The organism is Robertmurraya korlensis, assembly GCF_023715225.1.
GTDB lineage: Bacteria > Bacillota > Bacilli > Bacillales > Cytobacillaceae > Robertmurraya_A.
Window position 1 is genome coordinate 189,084 of sequence record NZ_JAMBNS010000010.1, and the last position, 21,269, is coordinate 210,352.

The window sequence follows — 21,269 nt, forward strand, 5'->3', positions numbered from 1 at the left end:
CTCCCTAAGCCTATTCAATAAATTAACTCTCTAATGGAACTTGTATAATGACAATCGTTCCTCGACCAACTTTTGAGTCGATGGAAAGCTGCCCTTGTAGAAGCTCCACTCTCTCTTTCATACCTAATATTCCAAACGACTCTGGCTTGTCCATATTCATATCAAAGCCTTTGCCGTCATCTTTTACTACTACTGAAATACTATTTCTTGTCAGTTCGAGTTTAACTTTTATTTCATGTGCTTCTGCGTGTTTGATGGCATTTTGAACGGATTCCTGTATCAATCGAAATAATGCGACCTCAAACTTGGCTGGTAACCTTTTTTCATTGCCCATACTTACAAAATTTATTTTTGTATCACTATGATACTCTTCTATCGTTTGCAAGTACTTTTTGAGGGTAGGCACTAAGCCCAGGTCATCCAGTGCCATTGGGCGAAGGTCATAGATAATTCTACGTACCTCATACAACGCATTTCGCACCATCTTTTTTAAATTTTTAATCTCACCCATACCTGCTTGTTCCCCATGCTCACGGAAAACGCGTTCAATTAAATCCGAGCGCATCATCACGTTTGCCATCATTTGAGCAGGACCATCGTGGATTTCTCGAGACACTCGTTTTCTTTCTTCTTCCTGCGCCTCTATTATTCGCAAGCCAAATTCCTGCTTCTGCTTTGCGTCCTCTAATACTTCTCCAACTTGCTTAAGGTCACTCATGAGATAGTTCATAACAACAGAAATCTGAGAAACAAGATGTTCCGCACGGTCAATGGTTTCAGTCAGACCATGTAATCGGCGTTCAATATCGTCACGGCGATCACGAAGCTGCTTCTCCATTTGTCGCTTCATGTTCAGTTCCATTTGGAGCTGATGAGCTTTTTCGTAAGCATCGCGAACCTCTGCTTCGGTATAGTCCTTGAAGTGCATGCTTACTTCCGATAATCTTTTCCTAGCAAAGCGTGATTGAGTTTCAAGCTTATCACCATCATCAATCACTTCGATGACCATTCGTTTCACATCTTTTAGTTCATCTGCGAGCGATTCATAGTCCTTCCGACACTGCTCACCAATACGGAAAATTTCGTCCTTACTCGTACCGACCGTCTCTATCATTTTTTCAAGGATAAAATCAAGCATCTTAATATCAAACTTTTTCTTCAACATAATAATTCCTCCAAGGGTCCCATTTTCCCTTTCGGCTTTGATATTATTTTAGCTTGATTTAGATAAATATACTATCAGTTGGTGGTGAAAAAACTGTCGAAACATAAGAAAATCGTTAAAAAGAACGAGATTTCTTTCACGAAACATGCTATTTATCCTATATATTAAATTTAACATTCGTTACTTTTATAATACCTAAGAACTAAAAATATTATGTTGATATAGTAGGTATTGTGAGTTTATATCACTTTTTAATTATAACACGATAAAAAATTACATAGATTAAAGTTTGTTTACAAACAGTTTGAAGTTTGATGAAATATGTCGATAAGTTTTATACTATTACTAAGAAATTATTCATTGAAAATCTTTACATAGAAAGGAGCTAATATAATGCTCCCGTCCTATCAAACCATTAAAGGCTACGGCGAACATGAAATTGTAATAGAAAAATCTCGATTTATCGCTCATATATCCAGAGCAGAAACAGAGGAAGAAGCAATAGAATTCATTCAGAGCATAAAAAAGAAGCACTGGAATGCAACGCACAATTGCTCAGCCTATTTAATCGGTGAACATGATCTCATTCAAAAAGCAAATGACGATGGTGAACCATCTGGTACAGCCGGTGTCCCAATTCTCGAGGTATTAAAGAAAAGAAAGCTAAAGGATACGGTCGTTGTCATTACCCGCTACTTTGGTGGAATTAAGCTAGGAGCTGGCGGGCTCATCCGTGCATATGGAAAAGCAACGTCAGAGGGCTTGAATGCAACTGGAATCGTCGAGCGTAAGCTCATGCAAGTTGTTCACGTTAAAGTTGACTATACTTGGCTTGGTAAGCTGGAAAATGAACTTCGCGCGTCCATATATGAAATCAAAGAAATACATTACCTGGATGCAGTTGAATTTGAAGTGTTTGTAGAAGAGGCACAAGTAGGTCAATTCAACGATTGGATGATAGAAATGACTAATGGACAGGGGAAAATATCTACTGGAGAAACCCTATATCAAGAAACACTTATATAATATAGAAAAGACCTCTCGGTTTAATCCAATGAGGTCTTTTCTATATTAGGCTTTATCTTTAACGTTTATCGGTTTAAGTCCCTTAATAAAATTTAACAGTGGTCGATAATCTTCGCCAACTAAACCAATCTTTTCAACAAATAGTTCAACTGCAATAAGAATGGTTAATATAATAACCGTTGAACCCCATAGAGTGGCTTGAGAGAAGATAAATGCTGCTAAGCCAAAAATGCCACTCATTGCGTATATTAAAACAACGGTTTGTCTGTGTGAATAACCTAGCCTTAATAAACAGTGATGTAAATGTGATTTATCTGGTGCTGACAAAGGCTGTTTGTTGACTAAGCGTCTAACGATAGCAAAAAGCGTATCCGAAATTGGTACTCCCAAAATAATGACCGGGATAATTAACGATACAAACGTAACTCCTTTAAAGCCTAACAGAGATAGAACAGCAATCATATACCCTAAAAATAATGCTCCCGTATCTCCCATAAAAATCTTTGCAGGATGGAAATTATAAAGCAAAAATCCAAGTGTTGACACTGCTAAAATGAGAGCCATGATCATGACGTATGGATTCCCCATCGTATAGGCCATTCCAGCAATTGTGAACAAGGCGATGGTTGAAACCCCTGCTGCAAGTCCATCTAAACCATCAATCAAGTTGATCGCATTTGTAATCCCTATGATCCATACCATCGTGATTGGAATACTAAAGTAACCAAAGTCCAACTGACCACCAAAAGGTAAGTTGATGAATTCTACTCTCAAATCTCCTACCACCACTACTACTAATGCAGCAGCAATTTGGCCGAGTAACTTTATTCGTGGTGAAATTTCCTTCACATCATCAAATGCACCTGTCAAAATGATAATCAAACTTCCAATAAGGATTGGTAAGTGAATGCTACCATCAAGGTTCAAGACTGAAATAAGGTAAGTATCATTTGGCTGAAGGATAAATACCCCAATGAGAAAACTAATATAAATAGCCAAACCACCTAGGCGAGGCATGATTTTTTGATGAACTTTTCTTTGATTAGGCTGATCTGTAGCGCCAATGATGAAGGCAAGCTTTTTGACAACCGGTGTGAGAAGTATTGCTGCAAAGAAACAAATAATTAGAGTCAAATACACAGTATGCCCCTCCATATTTATATCATTATCTATTTAGTGAAAAAAAATGTAGATTTTTTTTCTTTATTGTCTAATATTCAGAGTAATTATTGGAAAAACTAATTCCTTGTGAATTATATCATACAGGTCTTTCTAATTGAAATGATATTTTATTACCCTTTATATATTTAATAAAAACGTAATATTTTTAATCTCCACCTAATTTGACGAACTGATGTAGAAAAAGTTTCTATAAAAAATAAAGTTAAAATTTTCAGATTACATATAAAAAAAGCCTGTAGAGCCAAATATACTCTACAAGCTTTCATTTATGACAATTCTTTTAGATAATCTTTTAAAGCTTCCTTCCAATCACGCATTGGAGTAAAGCCATTCTCCACTATTTTCTTTTTACTTAAAACTGAATATTTTGGTCTGGCTGCTGGACGAGGAAATTCCTCCGAAGTCAAAGGATTCACTTTTATATCCAATTTCGCTTGCTTAAAAATCTCAACAGCAAACTCATGCCATGAGCATATACCCTCGTTAGAAGCATGGTATAATCCATATTTTTCGGAAACTACTAACTCTACCAAAAACTTTGCTAAATCAACCGTATAAGTAGGAGAACCAACCTGATCATATACAACTCCTAACTCGTTACGATCCTGAGCTAGCTTTAGCATCGTTTTTACAAAGTTGTTTCCGTTGATTCCATATACCCATGCAGTTCTTACTATAAAATACTTTTCCAATGTGTCTTGAAGGATTATCTCTCCATCAAGCTTTGTTTCTCCATAGACACCAAGTGGACTAGTTGGATGATCTACTTCGTACGGCTCTGTTCCATTGCCGTCAAATACATAGTCGGTACTTACATACACCATTTTCGCATCTTCAACCTTAGCTGCTTCTGCAAGGTATTTTGTACCTAGGGCATTTACCTTATAGGCACCCTCTTTATCTGTTTCTGCAGCATCTACATTTGTATAAGCTGCACAGTGGATAATTGCTTCGGGCTTTAGATTTTGTACATAAGAAGAAACAGCAGCTTCATCTGTTATATCCAGTTGAGCACGATCAACACCAACCGCTTCATGCCCTTTTGCTGTTAGCTCCTTTACTACATCATACCCAAGTTGTCCATTAATGCCAGTGACTAAAACTAACATTATTCAACCTCTAAGCGATCAGAATACTGTGCTTTGAAGTAGTCTTGATAGTCACCAGAGATAATGTTTTCCCACCACTCTTGATTTTCTAGGTACCACTTAATTGTTTGTTCAATTCCTGTATCAAAGTTATACTTCGGTGACCAACCTAGCTCTGTACGAAGCTTAGTTGCATCGATTGCATAACGACGGTCGTGACCAGGACGATCCTTAACAAACTTCATTAATGACTCTGGCTTACCTAAATGCTTAAGGATGGTTTTAACGATCTCTATATTCGTACGTTCATTGTTTCCACCAACATTGTACACTTCTCCATCACGACCTTTATGAAGGACAAGGTCAATCGCTTGGCAGTGATCTTCTACGTGTAGCCAGTCACGAATGTTTAATCCGTCTCCGTAGATTGGAAGCTCCTTATCATTTAAAGCATTAATGATCATTAGCGGGATTAACTTCTCAGGGAAGTGGAATGGACCATAGTTATTTGAACAACGCGTGATGTTCACTGGTAATCCGAATGTTTCGTTATAAGCACGAACTAGTAAGTCTGCTCCTGCTTTACTCGCACTGTATGGGCTGTTAGCAGCAAGTGGCGTTTCCTCTGTGAAGTAACCTGTTTCCCCTAAAGTTCCGTATACTTCATCCGTTGAAACTTGAAGATATTTCGTTACTTTATACGTCTTAGCAGCATCTAACAAAGCTAAAGTTCCTTGAATATTCGTTTGTACGAAAATCCCTGGATCTGTAATACTACGGTCAACGTGAGATTCAGCTGCAAAGTTTAATACATAATCAAACTTTTCTTCTTTAAAAAGGCCGTCAACAAAGTCACGATCTGCAATATCACCACGAACGAATTTGTAGTTAGAAGCATTTTCAATGTCCTTTAAGTTTTCTAGGTTCCCTGCATATGTTAATAAATCAAGGTTTACAATTGTATATTCTGGATACTTGTTTACCATGTAGCGGACAAAATTACTTCCAATAAAGCCCGCTCCACCAGTTACTAATAATTTCATATCTTGTTTTTCCTCCTATTCCTCAAACACAAAGTTCAGATGTGTTGCTTCTGCTAAAGTGGGATGCTTTGTATCTTTATCAGACAAGATTGGGTTGGTAGTAGGCCAATCTATAGCTAGTGCTGGATCGTCCCAAGCAATTCCCCCATCATGCTCCGGTGAATAATACTCATCCACTTTATAAGCAACTGTAGAATCTGGTACTAATGTACAGAATCCATGTGCAAAGCCCTTCGGTACAAGTAGTTGACGCTTATTATGCTCAGAAAGCACCACTCCTACCCATTGTCCATATGTAGGAGATCCTTTACGGATATCGACTGCTACATCATAAATCGCTCCTGTCACACAGCGAACCAATTTCGTTTGTGCTTTCGGGTTTAACTGAAAGTGTAAACCGCGAAGTGTGTGTACTGGAGCAGACAATGACTGATTGTCTTGAATGAAGTCAAATTTCAAACCAAGCTCATCATAAAGATGCTTATTATAGCTCTCCATAAAATAGCCACGGTGGTCACCGAACACCTTCGGCTCTAAAATTTTGACACCAGATAGTTTTGTTTCAATAACATTCATTTTTTTACCCTCACTTAATGGATTACTTACCTTGGCTAGCGATTTTAACTAAATACTGTCCATACTGATTCTTCTTTAATGGTTCAGCAAGTTCAAGTAGCTTCTCTTTTGTGATATAACCCATTTTATAAGCAATCTCCTCTAGACAAGCAATTTTTAGAGACTGTCTTTTCTCAACCGTTTCAATAAATTGCGAAGCCTCTAATAGAGATGCGTGCGTCCCCGTATCTAACCATGCATATCCACGACCAAGAAGCTCAACATTCAGTTCACCCATTTCAAGGTAAGCTTTGTTCACGTCTGTGATTTCTAGCTCTCCACGTGGTGAAGGTTGGATGTTCTTTGCGATTTCTACTACACGGTTATCATAGAAGTATAATCCGGTTACAGCATAGTTTGATTTTGGTGTTTCTGGCTTTTCTTCAATAGAAACAGCTTTTCCACTTTCATCAAACTCCACGACACCAAATCTCTCAGGGTCATTTACGTAGTAACCAAACACCGTTGCACCTGATTCACGAGAAGCAGCTCTTCTTAATTGCTCCGTTAAGCCATGACCGTAGAAAATATTATCTCCAAGCACAAGAGCGACGCTATCGTCTCCGATAAACTCATCTCCTAAAATAAACGCTTGAGCTAGTCCACCTGGATCAGGCTGAATTTTGTATGTAAAGTTCATTCCAAGGTCAGATCCATCACCTAAAATTTGTTCAAAACGTGCCGTATCTTCTGGTGTAGAAATGATTAAAATATCTTTGATTCCAGCTAACATCAAAACAGAAAGTGGATAATAGATCATTGGTTTATCATAGACAGGTAATAACTGCTTAGAAACTACTTTTGTTAATGGATAAAGGCGTGTACCGCTTCCACCAGCAAGTATGATTCCTTTCAAACAAAACAACTCCTCAGTTTTCGATTATATAGTCAAAATAGACAAATTCCGCCAATCTTCCTCAATTATTATAAAGAAAAGAACAAAAAAAGACAAACACTGTAAAAACTCTTACTTTCTATATCTTAAAATGGCTGTGACCGTTCCTAGTCGACCTTCTATTTGTTCAAATAATGAGCGCTTTTTCATCCCTGTTACATTCCCACCATGACGAACATACTTCATTAAGGGCTCTTGAATAGTAACGATTTTTTTTTTATTTAGCATAGCGGCTATAGCAATCCATTGGTCATGCATTTCTATCGTCCCTGGTAGAGGAAGAAATAATGGCACTAATTCCTTTCTAAAAGCCATCATCGCACCTGTAAAAGCATTTTTCATTATATTACCCATTATTCCTTGGTTCACTTGATTATTATTGTATTGATTCCAAGAAGAATGGATAGTCTGTAAATTCCCATCAACCACATAAGCATCATGTATAACAAGATCAGCCTCTTGATTCTGGAAGGCATCCAAAACTCTTTCGACCTTCTCATCTTCCCAAATATCATCCTGATCACATAGAAATACAATGTCGCCTTTTGCCAAGGATATTGCTTTTTCAAAGCTTTTAACCGGACCAGAGTTGCTAGCATTCACGAAAACCTCAACACGGCCTCCAAATGTTTCTTTAATCAAAGAAACCGTTTGATCCTTTGAACAATCATCTACAACTACGACCTGATCCGAATCATTGAGTTGCTTAAGGACCGATTCAAGCTGCCGGACCACAAAGTCTTCTCCGTTATAAGTTGCTAAGCAAACCGAAAGCATAATCAAAATCCTTTCTATATAGAAAAAATACGCCGTAAAGTATACGCGGCAATTTTCTTGTTCTTCACTACCACTACTTGTTTAAGCAGACGCTTCATTAGTTGAATTTTATAAGCTGGCAATAATTCGTTTTTATAATTTTTAAAATAGTAGATTTCAGTATCCAATATGCTTCGGTAACGTTCTAGTGAAACTCTACTATAATCCAGTACGGATAATTCATGGTTTAAAGAAGCTTCTAATACAAGAACTTTATAACCTCTAGCGTAGATTTCATGGAACAACCAATGGTCTAGATAGTCTAATGGAAAGCTCTTATTAAATCCATCAATCTCCTTTAAGAAAGAGACTTGAATCAGCGATCCAGAATTAATGGCCATAGTCGGCTTTTCCTGAAGACCCGCTTGTAACTTTTCTGTCTTTAGCGGTCGAAGAGCATCAGCCACTACTGGTGAAATCATGGTTTCTTCAGAAAAAATTCTAGGTACAACTGCAGCAACAGTGGTGTCTACATCTAAACTAGATGCAATCTGTTCTACATACTCCTCAGTAAGCTCCGTATCATGATCAAGCAACAAGAGCCATTTGCTACCATTTTCCTTTGCAGCTTGAAAAGCATAATTATAAGCTGTTACTAACCCAAGATTTCGGTGGTCGTGAATATATTGAACCTTTCCCCATAGATTTTCTTCAACCGTACACTTTTGACTATCAGGGCTATTATCATATATCACTAATTCGGTTTCAGCTGACATATTTGGTCGAGTAACAAATGCTTTGTTTAACGTCTGAAAGGTCTTCGATTCTTCTATTTTTTGTTTATAAAGAACTGCTACAATGGTAAGTTTCATAATCTGCCCTCTCTATTATAGAGATCGTACAACATCGTTCCTTTTATTTAGGGAAAAAACTAGCATAATTAAGAAAAACGTAATCCCAATTGGGTTATTCAAAAATGGATTAATATTGGTAAGCATTAACACTCCCATAAAGGCTGCCATTAAAGAAATATCTATACAATTTAATTTTTGCCCTTTTTTATAAGCCACGTAATAATTGTAGAATACATGTAAGCTCAAATAGATCCAAATAGCTAATCCGATTATCCCCTGTTCAACTAATACGTCAAGGAAGGTCATCTCAATCCCATTAACCCTTCCTGCAATCTCCATACCATATCCTGTTCCTACTATTAAATATGTGAAATTACCAAGTAAGATATCCTTTGAATCCACAATAAACTCTAACCGAGCATTTACACTAACATCATTTACTTCTCCATCACCTTCCAACTCTTCTTGTTCGGTCTGAGCAGGGTCGCTTGACACACCCGTTTCAAATCTCTCTAAAGTCATATGTTTATACATAAACGGTAGAGAGACTACAATAAGAAGAAGGATCAATGATTTTACAAAGATTTGCTTTGTCTGGTAGAACGTTCGAAGTTTATTAATAAACCCTTTTATAGGATCAGCAACCACTTTAACATCTAAAATAATAATCACTAGCGCACTTAACATAAACGCTAATAAGAATCCTCTTGTTTCAGACCAGAAGATCGACGTTGAGCAGAGAATAATATTGGCTATATCAAGCTTTGAGTATTTTTTATTTAAGACAGCATTTAACGAAATAATTAAGCCGATTAAGACATATAGATGACTTTTATAAAAAACACCATTACTCGGTCTGAAAAATAAATCATCATTCATAATCGTGTTCATAAAACGATAAAAAGGTACAAAGTTGGCACTAAATACCGTCTTTCCTAATAAACCAATGACTAATGTAAGTATTGCCACTGCTAGAGCACTGTATTTTAATATTTTGATAACTCTTTCCTTTGTAAATCTTGTCTCTGAGATGTAATAGGCTAAGGGAAAATAAGCCACAAAAAAGATGACTCTAAATAGGTCCATAACAATAATTGATAGAGGATGACCATTTAGAAACCCTATCAAAGCACTTACGAAAAACCAAAAAAGCAACAAATACAAACCAATTGACACAGAATTAAACTTGATAAATGTATTTACTTCCTTGTTAACAATGGCCTTTTCTCTAATAATTCTTAAAGAAAAAGTAACAAGGAGTAAGATAAACAGCACTTGTCGAATAGATAAGAACCCAAAATCTATGAGTCTTCCCCCACCTCCGACAAAGAGCTCGACAAAGAATACCGTAAGTAATATTTTTTCAAACCGATTCATAAAAAATCCTCTCCCATTATGTATGAATAGGACTAGATTAATTTCCAGCCCCACTTATTAAAGAATTTCATCATAGATTTCATGAAGATCTGAAATAGTTTTTTATTCTTATGTGCACCTCTCTCATAATAATGAATGACCTCTGAAAAAGGTGTATAAACCACTCTTTTATTTTTCTTCCCTAATTCCAGACATAGATCGTAATCCTCGAAGTACATGAAATAGCGATCGTCAAATCCGTTAATTTCTTTAAAGTCTGAACCTTTTATAAGCATGAAACAACCGGAGCCAATACGGATATCTACTAAACGGTCGTTCGGAAGGTTTCTACACTCGTAGGAGGCTAATCTTCCAGAAAACATCTTCTTTACGAAGGAAAACGGAATGAATCGTAACGCATAATCAAAGACAGTCACACGATCTCTAATCAAATGCTGTACCGAACCATCTGGATTCAATACTTTAGGAACTAATAAAGAGATAGATGGGTCTTGATCCATCGTATCAATCATTGCTAATAAATCTTCTCTTTTTAGAATGATATCAGGATTAAAAATAAGGAAATACTCTTCATTAGAGTGTAATAAATTATAGTTGTGACCAAAACCAAATCCATTATTCTCTTTATAAAAGATAATATCAGCAAAATCGGAATAACGAGTTAATTGTTCTTTATAATCATCATTCGAATTATTATCAAAGATAACAAATCGAAACTGATTGTCTCCTCCAAATTCAGATTTTGCATGATCTAAAACTTGGAATATATGTTTACTATTATAAGTTACTATGCTTATGGCTACTTTTGCATTTACCATCAATGTAACACTTCTTTCCATTGATAAATTTAAGAATTAATTTTTCTAAACCTACAAAAAAATATTATAACATCAACTATTTTTAAAGAGAACAATATATAGTTAATTTTTTTCAGTTGCCAGCTATATCAAGTAAAAGTTATAATTTAATTTATGGTTACTACAAAAAGAGCCAAAAAACGACGTAAAATTAGAAAGGAATTTTCTAATGAATTCAAGATTGTCAAATAAAAGAAAAAAACAAAGAAGACCTAGATGGCTTCGTATTATATTACTAACAATGACCCTTTTTATTATTGGCGGCGGATTCTATCTTTATAATGTGTATTCAAATGTAGTAAATGCCGTTGATAATATGAATAACCCTCTAGAAAGAAAAGTATCGGAAAAACGACCAGAAGAGGTCTTATTTAAAGACAAAGATCCACTTTCTATTCTTTTGGTTGGTGTTGATGAACGTGAAGGGGACAATGGGCGTACGGATTCTATGTTAGTGATGACACTTAACCCAGACCTAAAGTCTTCAAAAATCGTCAGTATTCCTCGTGATACAAGAGCTGAGCTTATTGACCCGGATGATCCTGAAGAAAATACAGTAAGTAAAATGAACCATGCCTATGCATTTGGCGGTATTGAGATGACAATCAATTCCATTGAGCATTTCTTAAATGTTCCAATAGACTATTATGTTGAGATTAATATGGAAGGTTTTAAGGATATCGTGGACGCAGTCGGGGGAATTAATGTATATAACGAGTATGAGTTTGAATTAGATGGTGTTTTTCTGACTGAAGGTCAACATCACTTAGATGGGGAAGAAGCACTACAATATGCTAGAATGAGAAAGCAAGATCCACTTGGTGATTTTGGTAGACAAGAACGACAAAAAGAAGTAATCTCAAAAGTTATCGACAAAGGACTATCACTAAAAACATTAACAAGTTACGATGATATCTTATCCGCATTAGAGAAAAATGTGAAAACAAATTTAACTTTAGATGAAATTCTTGCCATACAAAAACAATATAAAGACGCAGCTGAAACGATCGAAAAAGTTGAAATTCCTGGTGAAAACGAAACAATTAACGATGTTTACTATTACAGCGTTGACGATGAGACAAGACAAGCATTGTCGGATGAAATACGCACTCACTTAGGTTTACCAACTGATACAGTTGAGGCTTCAAATATTTATTAACAAAAAAAGGTTCAGGAACTTCCTGAACCTTTTTCAATTAAGCTCTCCCTCGTAATACCTTCCCTTTTAATGCTTCTACGAACTTGAAGACCATGCTATCTTTAATTAATACCAACCCTAAGAGATATAGCAGAGCCCCAACTGCAACCTGCAAAAGCGTAAGTAGAACCGGAGCTAAAGTGACATAGTAGCCAATCAAACTTGCTGAAAGATAAACTAGAGTACTTAACAATAAATATTTTGTAAATAGTTTGAAAAAGTCTCTAAAAACAAAGTACTTCCTTGCAAAATACATTTGTATGATGGCTCCCACACCTTCTGCAACTAATAAAGCAATCGTAGTTGCAAGGCTTGCTAATGACGAAACAAAGAAGAAGTTAATGATTAAACTTAGTATGGCACCTACTGTTATAGCAATGGAATACTTCTTTTGCTGATTGGTTGCCACCAATATTTGAATCCCAAACACATTTGCAAGCCCTACAAAGAAAATAACCGGGCTCATAAGTATTAGTACGGTTGATACATCCAAAAACTCATCACCTAAAAACCAAACGACAAAATTCGGAGCAATCGCCATTAGGCCAAGAGTCATTGGGAGTGTCACCATAAGTACAAATTGCATAGTGTAATTCGTATATTTCCTTATCTCTTCCATATTACCCTTAGAAAATTCAGATGCCATTCTAGGAAGTAGGACAGTACCAAGAGATGCAATCACACCAATCGCAATTTTGACGACTTTATTGGCTTGGTTATAAAAACCAACCTCTACTTCTCCAGATATATTTCCTAAGACAATACGGTTCACCAGTACGTATACCTGAATCATAAGTTGTGGTAAAAAAAGTGAAAGGATCGGTGTCACATGGGATTTTATATCCTGAAAGGTTACTTTGACAAACGACAACTCTTTTAAAAGTGGCCTCCACATAATAATCTGCCCGATCAACAAGGTCCCACCATTAATAGCAACATAAAGAGGCAAATCATTCATATCCTTGATTACCATAAAGATTAAAATAATCCCACTAACTTTAACGAGCATATTTCGAATAGCGATCTTCTTCATCTCTTCCTTACCAATGAAATACCAGGATATATCAATACTGTAAGCAGCAAGAGTCAGAAGATGAATATAATATAGCTGTTTATATTCAGAAACGGTTCCTATAAAGAAAAGGAATACTACAACATTGATAATGGCAATAACGATCTGGAATGAAAAAATAGACCAAAATTCTTTTGATAACCCTTTTTGATCTTTCTGAACAGCTATTTGTCTACTTCCATACATAGGTAAGCTAAGGACAATAAATACGATAAAAAGCTGAACAATGGATACAACATAAGCATCAATCCCAACCCCTTCTGCTCTCAATACTCGAGAAACATAAGGAGTTGTGATAAACGGGGTTAGCATCAACAACACTTGATATAAAACTGTAAAAACATAATTCGTAATTAATTTACTCATTCAGTATTTAAGCCCTCTTTTAACGTTCCTACTCAAGAGTTACAACGTATTGTTTATATAGTGCTTGATCATTTTTAGCTTATTTTTGAAGCTAGCCGGCTTACTAAAGTAGGAAAGCTCCCGTAGCATACCTTTTCTAATATCCTTAAAATGATTCTTTAAAACATAAGATTCAAGTTCTTTATCAATCTCTGGGTATCGTTGTAGCAGAATTTCTTTTGATTGACGTCTAAGCTTCTCCTTCTCTTCTCCAAAGGAAACTCCTCCAATATGATGGACGTATGTGTCCTTTGCCACTACAAGCTTTAAGCCCCTTTGTCTAGCTCTCATACACCAATCTGATTCCTCACCGTACCCTCTCTTAAAGGTCGCAGCGTCAAAAAGGCCAACTTCATTCAAGGCACTTCTTTTCATATACATGCAAAAACCAATAAGAAGAGGAGATTCAACAACCCCTGATTGCTTATTTTTTTCAAAAGCAGAAACTAGTTCTTCATAAGAAAATAAATCATTTATCTCATTATTCGTTACAGGCAGACCAGATATAATCCCATAATTACTCATCGGGTTAACGGCTACTATGGAATCATCACTAGTAGCTGACTCATATAAGCTTTTCAGCCAATTTTCCGTAACCAACGTATCACTATTAATTACTACCACATCATTCTCGCTAACCTGGAAGCCATTATTCACGTTACCAGGGAAGCCTAAGTTCACTTCATTTCTAACTGCTTTAATATGAGAATACTTATTAGCATAAAACGATGTCAGTTCCTGAATATTAGAATCCGGACTCTTATCATCTAGAAGGAATAGATTGTACATTTCTGAATCCGTGTGTTGAAGAATACTCTCAATACAATTCTTTGTTTCCTCGTAAGAATTATATATAGGTAATAAAATATCAATTTTAACCATATTACTTTCTTCCAATCGGTTCATATTTAAACATTTCTCTTACTCGCTTGTCTTTTACATGAATATTTCTTAGATCGAATACGTAGTCACCCTTCATTAAGTCCTTCATTTTATCGAGAGACATCCCACGGAATTGATGCCATTCTGTAACAAATACAGTTGCATCAGCATCTTCCACCGCTTCATACTCATTATTGACATAAGTAATATGATCCTCAATATCCTCTAAACGCCATTTGGCCTCTTTTATCCCTTGAGGACAGTAAGCTTGAATCTTTGCACCTTGTTTAACAAGTCCATTAATAATATCGATACTAGGGGCATCTCTCATATCATCTGTTTCCGGTTTAAATGAAAGACCCAGAATGGCAATGGTTTTCCCATGGATATCTCCCATACGAGTAACAATCTTCTCAACCATTTTCTGCTTTTGCTTCTCATTGGCTTCAATTGCGCCTTGAATAACCTTTAGCTCTTCCCCATACTTATTGGCAATATCAACAATCGCCTTAGTATCCTTCGGAAAACAAGAGCCACCGTAGCCAGGACCTGCATGAAGGAACTTTGGAGAAATTCTACCATCCATCCCCATGGCACGTGCGATTTCCTGAACATTTGCTCCAACCTTTTCCGACAATAGCGCCATTTCATTAATAAATGAAATTTTCACTGCCAAAAAGGCATTAGAAGCATATTTAATCATCTCTGCAGTTGCAACATCCGTAAAGACAAATGGAGTTTCATTAATATATAGGACATCGTAAACCTTCTTCATTACTTCCATTGCACGCTCACTATCGCAGCCAATTACCACGCGATCTGGTTTTAAGCAATCTCCAACAGCTTTCCCTTCTCTTAAGAACTCAGGGTTTGATACGACATCAAAGGAAAACTCTACATTTCTTTCATTTAATACCTTTTGTACCGTTTCACGAACCAGTTGCCCCGTACCTACTGGAACGGTTGATTTATTTACAACTACTTTATAATCGTTCAAGTAATTACCGATATTTTCTGCAACTTGTAATACATATTTCAAATCCGCACTACCGTCGTCCTTTGGAGGTGTACCAACAGCAATAAACATAACGTCTGTGTTTTCAACTGTATACTTCATATCAGTGGTAAACTCAAGTCTTCCTGAAGCCACATTTTTATCCATTAGCTCTTTTAATCCAGGTTCGTAAATAGGAACAATTCCTTTTTTTAACATTTCAATTTTCTCTTCGATTACATCCATACAAATGACATCAAGTCCAAATTCTGCAAGGATGACTCCTTGTACTAATCCAACATAACCTGTGCCAACGACACCTATTTTCACAAGCGATTCCTCCTGTTAAATATCTTATCAACAAGTTCGAATACTACTGCTTTTGTAGTGTAAAAATCCGCTTGAAAATTTCTTCCCTCTTCTTTTTCTGACGCAGCTAATATACGATTTCTAAAAGATTTTGAAATTAAATTTGATTCTTTTAACTCTGGGTACTTATGGAAGAACTGTTTTAAAGCTTCCATTTGATTAACCCTTTTACTAATACTATCATTTTGAACATCAGCAACAGCCAATACCTCATTTAAGTGATGAATTACATGATTTCTGGATATTCTAATGCAGAAATCCCAGTCCTGAAACCGCATCAGGTTTTCATCAAAGAGGTTCTTTTCAGCTATCTGTTTCTTCATAAATATAGTCTGGGTAGATATAAAGTTCCCTCGTTCTAGCAGTGGTTTTATCTCATCCGGAGTAACTTTCCTTTTAGGAACGACTCTATTTAAGTTTTCAATATTTAAACTACAAAAAAGCATGTCAACTCCAGGATGCTCCTTACAATAGGCAGCCTGCTTTTCGAGTTTCGTTGGTAGCCAAATATCATCACTATCCTGAAAAGCGATATAATCACCTTTTGCAAGCATAATCCCAGTATTTCTAGCACCGTTAGCTCCCTTTTTATGAGAATTAACTATATATTTAACTTTCTCATTATTAAATGACTCTACTACTTCTCTTGTATTGTCAGTAGAATGATCATCTACAATTAGTATCTCTAGTGGTTGTACTGTTTGGGCCAATACACTCTCCACTGCTTTTGGCAAGAGACTTGCCCGGTTATAGGTAGGTATTACGACTGAAATATCCAAACCATACACTTCCTTCTTACATAGCTAAATATTATCTATTGAATTAACCCCTTTACATAAGGGCTAAACCATAACTTTCAGTATAACCTAAAATTTCATTATTTCCATATATAAGTTATTTTAAATATGGATATGCTCTAACAAAACATTCAAATACAATTTACATTTCCCTTCATTTTAATGTGTTTTTATCCTTTTATTAGTAAATATTACTCACATCATTACCATTTATCATGTTTTTTGATATAATCAATCTGATTGTGAAATATTTTTCTTTAACATTAAATTACATAAATCTCCAAAGAGTGTAATCTTGGTTTGAAAGGAACGATTTTATGAAGAAAATCCGAAAGGCCATTATTCCAGCCGCAGGTCTTGGAACGAGATTTTTACCTGCCACAAAGGCAATGCCTAAAGAAATGCTCCCAATTGTAGATCGTCCAACCATTCAATATATTATAGAAGAAGCTATTGAATCTGGTATTGAGGATATCATCATTGTTACCGGTAAAGGAAAAAGAGCGATTGAAGACCATTTCGATTTTGCTTCTGAGCTAGAAGATAACCTTCGTTCAAAAGGAAAATTAGACTTACTCGAAAAGGTCCAAGCTCCCTCAAAGGTTGATATTCACTACATCCGTCAAAAAGAGCCTAAAGGTCTAGGGCATGCCGTTTGGTGCGCTAGAAAGTTCATTGGGGACGAGCCATTTGCCGTTCTTTTAGGTGATGATATTGTTGAGGCAAAAACGCCATGTGTGAAGCAATTGATGGATCAATATGAGGAAACTCATTCCTCAGTCATAGGAGTCCAACATGTACCTGACAAAGACACCTCTAGGTATGGAATTATCGACCCTATCGAAAACACAGACCGATTATATCGTGTAGGTAATTTTGTTGAAAAGCCACCTGCAGGGACAGCACCTTCCAATTTGGCGATTATGGGGAGATATGTATTAACCCCAGAAATATTCCCGATCCTAGAAGAAGGAAATGTTGGAGCAGGTGGAGAAATCCAGCTTACGGATGCTATTCAAAAGTTAAATGAAATCCAACAGGTTTATGCTTACGATTTTCAAGGAAAACGATATGATGTTGGTGAAAAAATTGGCTTCATTCAAACAACAGTAGAGTTTGCTTTGAAAGATCCAGAGTTAAGAGATGATGTCCTTGACTTTTTAACGAAACTTCTTAATGAAAATAAATAACTCCTAAGCTCCGAAATCTTATTTTTCGGAGCTTTTTCCTTTGTCATCTTCCAAACCATCTTATAAATTTACATTTAATAAGTCTTTTCGACAAATTTCCATAGAAATTGTCGAGATTAATTGTTTACTATATTAAATTTTGATACTATTTAACTTGTGAGAGAATTGTAAATTTTTAGAGGAGGGAATATGAAAGGTATAAAACTAATTAAATATGTTATTTTTGCTCTATTAACTTTAGTAGTTTTTAACTCTACAAGTTTAGAAGTTAATGGAACACTTGTCACTCAAGGTCGTATTGATTCTCCTATAAACGGTGCTTCTATTAAGGGGCAAATCAACGTACAAGGTTGGATCTTAGATAGCAGTGGTGTTTCTAAAGTTGAAGTTTTACTTGATGGCAAAATAATAGGAAATGCTCAGTATGGTGTAGCACGTCCGGATGTTCTGAAAGTGTTCCCAGAATATGAAAATCCAAATTCAGGATTTATATATTCACTAGACACGACTAGATATACTAACGGTTCTCATACATTAACTGTTAGAGAAACCGGGAATAACGGAGCCACAAAAGAACTCCAGAAACTAACGGTTAATATTCAGAACCCTTTGACAAGAGGGAACCTCGAGTCTCCTTCTAATGGTTCTACTATAAAAGGGGCAATCAATGTTAAAGGGTGGGTTTTAGACAGTAGTGGTGTTTCTAAAGTTGAAGTATTTCTTGACGGCAAAGCAATAGGAACTGCTCAATATGGAGTTGCACGTCCTGATGTCCATAAGGCATACCCTGAATTCCAAAATCCATATTCCGGATTTACCTATTCTTTAGATACTACAAGGTTTATCAATGGACAACATACCCTTACTGTTAAAGAAACAGGGAAAAATGGTACCACAAAGGAACTTCAGAAACTTACGGTTAATATTCAAAACCCTTTGACTATAGGTAACCTTGAATCCCCTTCTAATGGTTCTACTGTGAAAGGGGCAATTAATGTTAAAGGGTGGGTTTTAGATAGCAGTGGTGTTTCTAAAGTCGAAGTATTCCTTGACGGCAAAGCAGTAGGAACTGCTCAATATGGAGTTGCTCGTCCTGATGTCCATAAGGCATATCCTGAATACCAGAATCCTTATTCTGGATATACCTATTCGCTAGATACTACTAGGTTTACCAATGGGCTACATACCCTTACTGTTAAAGAAACAGGGAAAAATGGTACCACAAAGGAACTTCAGAAACTTACGGTTAATATTCAGAACCCTTTGACAAGAGGTAACCTCGAATCTCCTTCTAATGGTTCTACTGTGAAAGGGGCAATTAATGTTAAAGGTTGGGTTTTAGACAGCAGTGGTGTTTCTAAAGTCGAAGTATTCCTTGACGGTAAAGCAGTTGGAACTGCTCAATATGGAGTTGCTCGTCCTGATGTCCATAAGGCATATCCTGAATACCAAAATCCATATTCTGGATTTACCTATTCTTTAGATACTACTAGTTTTATCAATGGACAACATACCCTTACTGTTAAAGAAACAGGGAAAAATGGTACCACAAAGGAACTTCAAAAACTAATTGTTAATATTCAAAACGCACCTACTAAAGGTAACCTCGAGTCTCCTATTAACGGTTCAAGTGTTAAAGGAAATATTAATATCAAAGGTTGGGCATTAGATATTAGTGGTGTATCCAAAATTGAAGTTCTAGTCGATGGGAAAATTGTAGGAACTGCAGAATACGGGTTGTCTCGTTTAGATGTATATAATGCTTATCCAGAATATAAAAATCCTAATTCTGGATTCCAATATACATTAGATACTAAGAAATTCACTAATGGGCCCCACACTATCTCTGTTAGAGAAACTGGAAATAACGGTTCTATAACAAATTTCCGCCAAATGTCAGTTGATATTCAAAATCCGCCTCCTAAAGGGTATATTGATACCCCTGACACAGGTTCCACTATTAAAGGACTTAGCACTATTAAAGGTTGGTATCTAGATAGCAGTGGTATCTCGAAGATTGAGATTTTAGTAGATGGAAAATTGGTTGGAAATGCACAACATGGAATCTCACGTCCTGATGTGTATAGTTCATTCCCTGAATATCAAAATTCAAATTCAGGATATGAATATATCCTTGATACAAAGCAATTTATTGATGGAGAACATACAATTACCGTTAAAGCAACAGGTCAGAATGGTTCAATAAGTTCAGTTTCCAAGAAGGTTTTTATAGGAAATGGAAATCCTTATGTCATAACTAACTTAAAAAAGCCAGCTAACATAACAGCTAGTGAAATTGTGGATTTCTTTAATCGTAGATCACCTAATAGTCCTTTAAAAGACTATGCTCAAAGTTTTATTGATGCCCAGAACAAGTACGGTGTAAATGCTCAATACCTAGTTGCACATGCAATTTGGGAAACCGGTTGGGGAGGTTCTGATTTAAGAAATTATAAACACAATCTATTTGGTTACGGTGCTTATGATGTCTGTCCATTTACTTGTGGATATTATTTCCCTAACGGTCCTGAAAGTATTCTAAAAGTGGCTTATCAAATTAGATCCAATTATTTGGATGCTACTGGAAGTTACTATTATGCTGAACACGGACCAACGCTAACCGGGATGAATGTTAAGTATGCAACCGATCAAAATTGGAAAAACGGTATTGCCAACTTAATGCAAAGTATTAAACCGTATGATTACTCATACTACTCAAATGCAAAAGAGCTTCCAATAACAGCTCCTGCTCCAAAGGAATATGGTAGAGAAATACCAAGTGGGCAACCATACCCAGTTGATACCATTATTAATTTCCCAAGCGGAATAATTGCTAAGATTACTACTTCTTCTCTAACATTTAGGTCATTACCTTATGTATCAGAAGCTACTAATAATGGATCAGTAGGTCAAAATACTATTGTTCCAATATTAGGTTTTAATACTGATGTTAGATATGACACAAATAGTACTGGAAATTATAAATTCCGTTGGTATAGAGCAAATGTTAACGGTCAAAACGGTTGGTTATACGGGAATTATGTTGAGATTCTGAATTTACTTAAAATAAATTCAGGTGGTGGAACATTGAATATCCGAAGTTCAGCTTCTACAACTTCTAGCATATTAACTAGTGTAAGCGATGGTTCCTATCTCAAGATTGTCTTGAACAATAATACTCCAGTTACACAAAATGGCTGGTATCAAGTTTACTTGCCAAATTCAAATTCAACTGGATGGGTGTTCATGGAGTATACAAACAAAATAGATCGTTAATAAAAAGAAGCCCAAATCATACTCCAAAGAATGATTTGGGCTTCTTTTATTTTTTTTTACTTAGCGTTTTAATACCCATAAATATTCCTTTTAATATAAGGTGTTATTGCCATCCCAAAATGACCGATAGTTGACGGTGTTGCCTGTCCAGAATTTGACGGTTATAATGTCCATGTGTGCATAATTCGAAACATTTTGACATTTATAATTCTGGAGAAAGGAAAAGAC

At 36.0% G+C, this 21,269-nt stretch carries 18 protein-coding genes; 4 read left to right on the forward strand and 14 right to left on the reverse strand.

Features of this window, described 5'->3' with window-relative positions; translation table 11 throughout:
- Nucleotides 1-22: 22 nt before the first annotated feature.
- Entirely contained in the window at nt 23-1,165 is a 1,143-nt protein-coding gene (locus M3175_RS18190) for a sensor histidine kinase (RefSeq protein ID WP_251522155.1), read from the reverse strand.
- Between the two features lie 393 nt (nt 1,166-1,558).
- Between M3175_RS18190 and M3175_RS18195 the strand changes: the two genes are divergently transcribed.
- A complete protein-coding gene (locus tag M3175_RS18195) occupies nt 1,559-2,191 on the forward strand; it encodes a YigZ family protein (RefSeq protein ID WP_251522157.1) in 633 nt (210 codons plus the stop codon).
- Between the two features lie 45 nt (nt 2,192-2,236).
- Here M3175_RS18195 and M3175_RS18200 read toward each other — a convergent pair whose 3' ends face one another.
- The 9 genes from M3175_RS18200 to M3175_RS18240 form a co-directional block, all read right to left on the reverse strand.
- Entirely contained in the window at nt 2,237-3,331 is a 1,095-nt protein-coding gene (locus M3175_RS18200) for a glycosyltransferase family 4 protein (RefSeq protein WP_251522159.1), read from the reverse strand.
- A 308-nt stretch (nt 3,332-3,639) separates the two neighbouring features.
- Nucleotides 3,640-4,482 (reverse strand): dTDP-4-dehydrorhamnose reductase, encoded by an 843-nt coding sequence (gene rfbD, locus M3175_RS18205; RefSeq protein WP_251522161.1) that lies wholly within the window; start codon nt 4,480-4,482, stop codon nt 3,640-3,642.
- Complete coding sequence (rfbB, locus tag M3175_RS18210; RefSeq protein ID WP_251522163.1) at nt 4,482-5,504, reverse strand: dTDP-glucose 4,6-dehydratase; 1,023 nt, start codon at nt 5,502-5,504, stop codon at nt 4,482-4,484. The genes rfbD and rfbB overlap by 1 nt, the downstream gene beginning before the upstream one ends.
- 15 nt (nt 5,505-5,519) lie before the next feature.
- Nucleotides 5,520-6,080 (reverse strand): dTDP-4-dehydrorhamnose 3,5-epimerase, encoded by a 561-nt coding sequence (rfbC, locus tag M3175_RS18215; RefSeq protein ID WP_251522165.1) that lies wholly within the window; start codon nt 6,078-6,080, stop codon nt 5,520-5,522.
- A gap of 22 nt (nt 6,081-6,102) precedes the next feature.
- The gene (rfbA, locus tag M3175_RS18220; protein ID WP_251522166.1) at nt 6,103-6,975 is read right to left on the reverse strand and encodes a glucose-1-phosphate thymidylyltransferase RfbA; all 873 of its coding nucleotides are present in this window, start codon (nt 6,973-6,975) and stop codon (nt 6,103-6,105) included.
- Between the two features lie 111 nt (nt 6,976-7,086).
- Nucleotides 7,087-7,791, reverse strand: coding sequence for a glycosyltransferase (locus tag M3175_RS18225; RefSeq protein ID WP_251522169.1), 705 nt, complete (start codon nt 7,789-7,791; stop codon nt 7,087-7,089).
- A 14-nt stretch (nt 7,792-7,805) separates the two neighbouring features.
- Complete coding sequence (locus tag M3175_RS18230) at nt 7,806-8,642, reverse strand: glycosyltransferase (protein WP_251522171.1); 837 nt, start codon at nt 8,640-8,642, stop codon at nt 7,806-7,808.
- 15 nt (nt 8,643-8,657) lie between these two features.
- On the reverse strand, nt 8,658-10,001 hold the full coding sequence (locus tag M3175_RS18235) for a hypothetical protein (protein ID WP_251522173.1): 1,344 nt from the start codon (nt 9,999-10,001) through the stop codon (nt 8,658-8,660).
- A 32-nt stretch (nt 10,002-10,033) separates the two neighbouring features.
- Complete coding sequence (locus tag M3175_RS18240) at nt 10,034-10,840, reverse strand: glycosyltransferase family 2 protein (protein ID WP_251522175.1); 807 nt, start codon at nt 10,838-10,840, stop codon at nt 10,034-10,036.
- Nucleotides 10,841-11,027: 187 nt separating this feature from the next.
- Here M3175_RS18240 and M3175_RS18245 point away from each other — a divergent pair, with 187 nt between their 5' ends.
- Nucleotides 11,028-12,017 carry an LCP family glycopolymer transferase gene (locus M3175_RS18245; protein ID WP_251522177.1) on the forward strand — a complete coding sequence of 330 codons (990 nt, stop codon included), beginning with the start codon at nt 11,028-11,030 and terminating at the stop codon, nt 12,015-12,017.
- 37 nt (nt 12,018-12,054) lie between these two features.
- Here M3175_RS18245 and M3175_RS18250 read toward each other — a convergent pair whose 3' ends face one another.
- From M3175_RS18250 to M3175_RS18265, 4 genes are read right to left on the reverse strand one after another with little or no spacing between them, the layout of a single operon-like run.
- Nucleotides 12,055-13,494 carry an oligosaccharide flippase family protein gene (locus tag M3175_RS18250; protein ID WP_251522180.1) on the reverse strand — a complete coding sequence of 480 codons (1,440 nt, stop codon included), beginning with the start codon at nt 13,492-13,494 and terminating at the stop codon, nt 12,055-12,057.
- Between the two features lie 39 nt (nt 13,495-13,533).
- Nucleotides 13,534-14,415: a glycosyltransferase family 2 protein gene (locus tag M3175_RS18255; RefSeq protein WP_251522183.1), complete on the reverse strand. Its 882-nt coding sequence runs from the start codon at nt 14,413-14,415 to the stop codon at nt 13,534-13,536.
- 1 nt (nt 14,416) lies between these two features.
- Nucleotides 14,417-15,739, reverse strand: a complete 1,323-nt coding sequence (locus M3175_RS18260; RefSeq protein WP_251522186.1) for a UDP-glucose dehydrogenase family protein — start codon at nt 15,737-15,739, stop codon at nt 14,417-14,419.
- Complete coding sequence (locus M3175_RS18265; RefSeq protein WP_251522190.1) at nt 15,736-16,557, reverse strand: glycosyltransferase family 2 protein; 822 nt, start codon at nt 16,555-16,557, stop codon at nt 15,736-15,738. Before M3175_RS18265 ends, M3175_RS18260 begins: the two co-directional genes overlap by 4 nt.
- Before the next feature lie 335 nt (nt 16,558-16,892).
- Between M3175_RS18265 and galU the strand changes: the two genes are divergently transcribed.
- A complete protein-coding gene (gene galU, locus M3175_RS18270; protein ID WP_251522195.1) occupies nt 16,893-17,765 on the forward strand; it encodes a UTP--glucose-1-phosphate uridylyltransferase GalU in 873 nt (290 codons plus the stop codon).
- 189 nt (nt 17,766-17,954) lie between these two features.
- Nucleotides 17,955-21,041 (forward strand): Ig-like domain-containing protein, encoded by a 3,087-nt coding sequence (locus M3175_RS18275; RefSeq protein WP_251522199.1) that lies wholly within the window; start codon nt 17,955-17,957, stop codon nt 21,039-21,041.
- Nucleotides 21,042-21,269 lie beyond the last annotated feature (228 nt).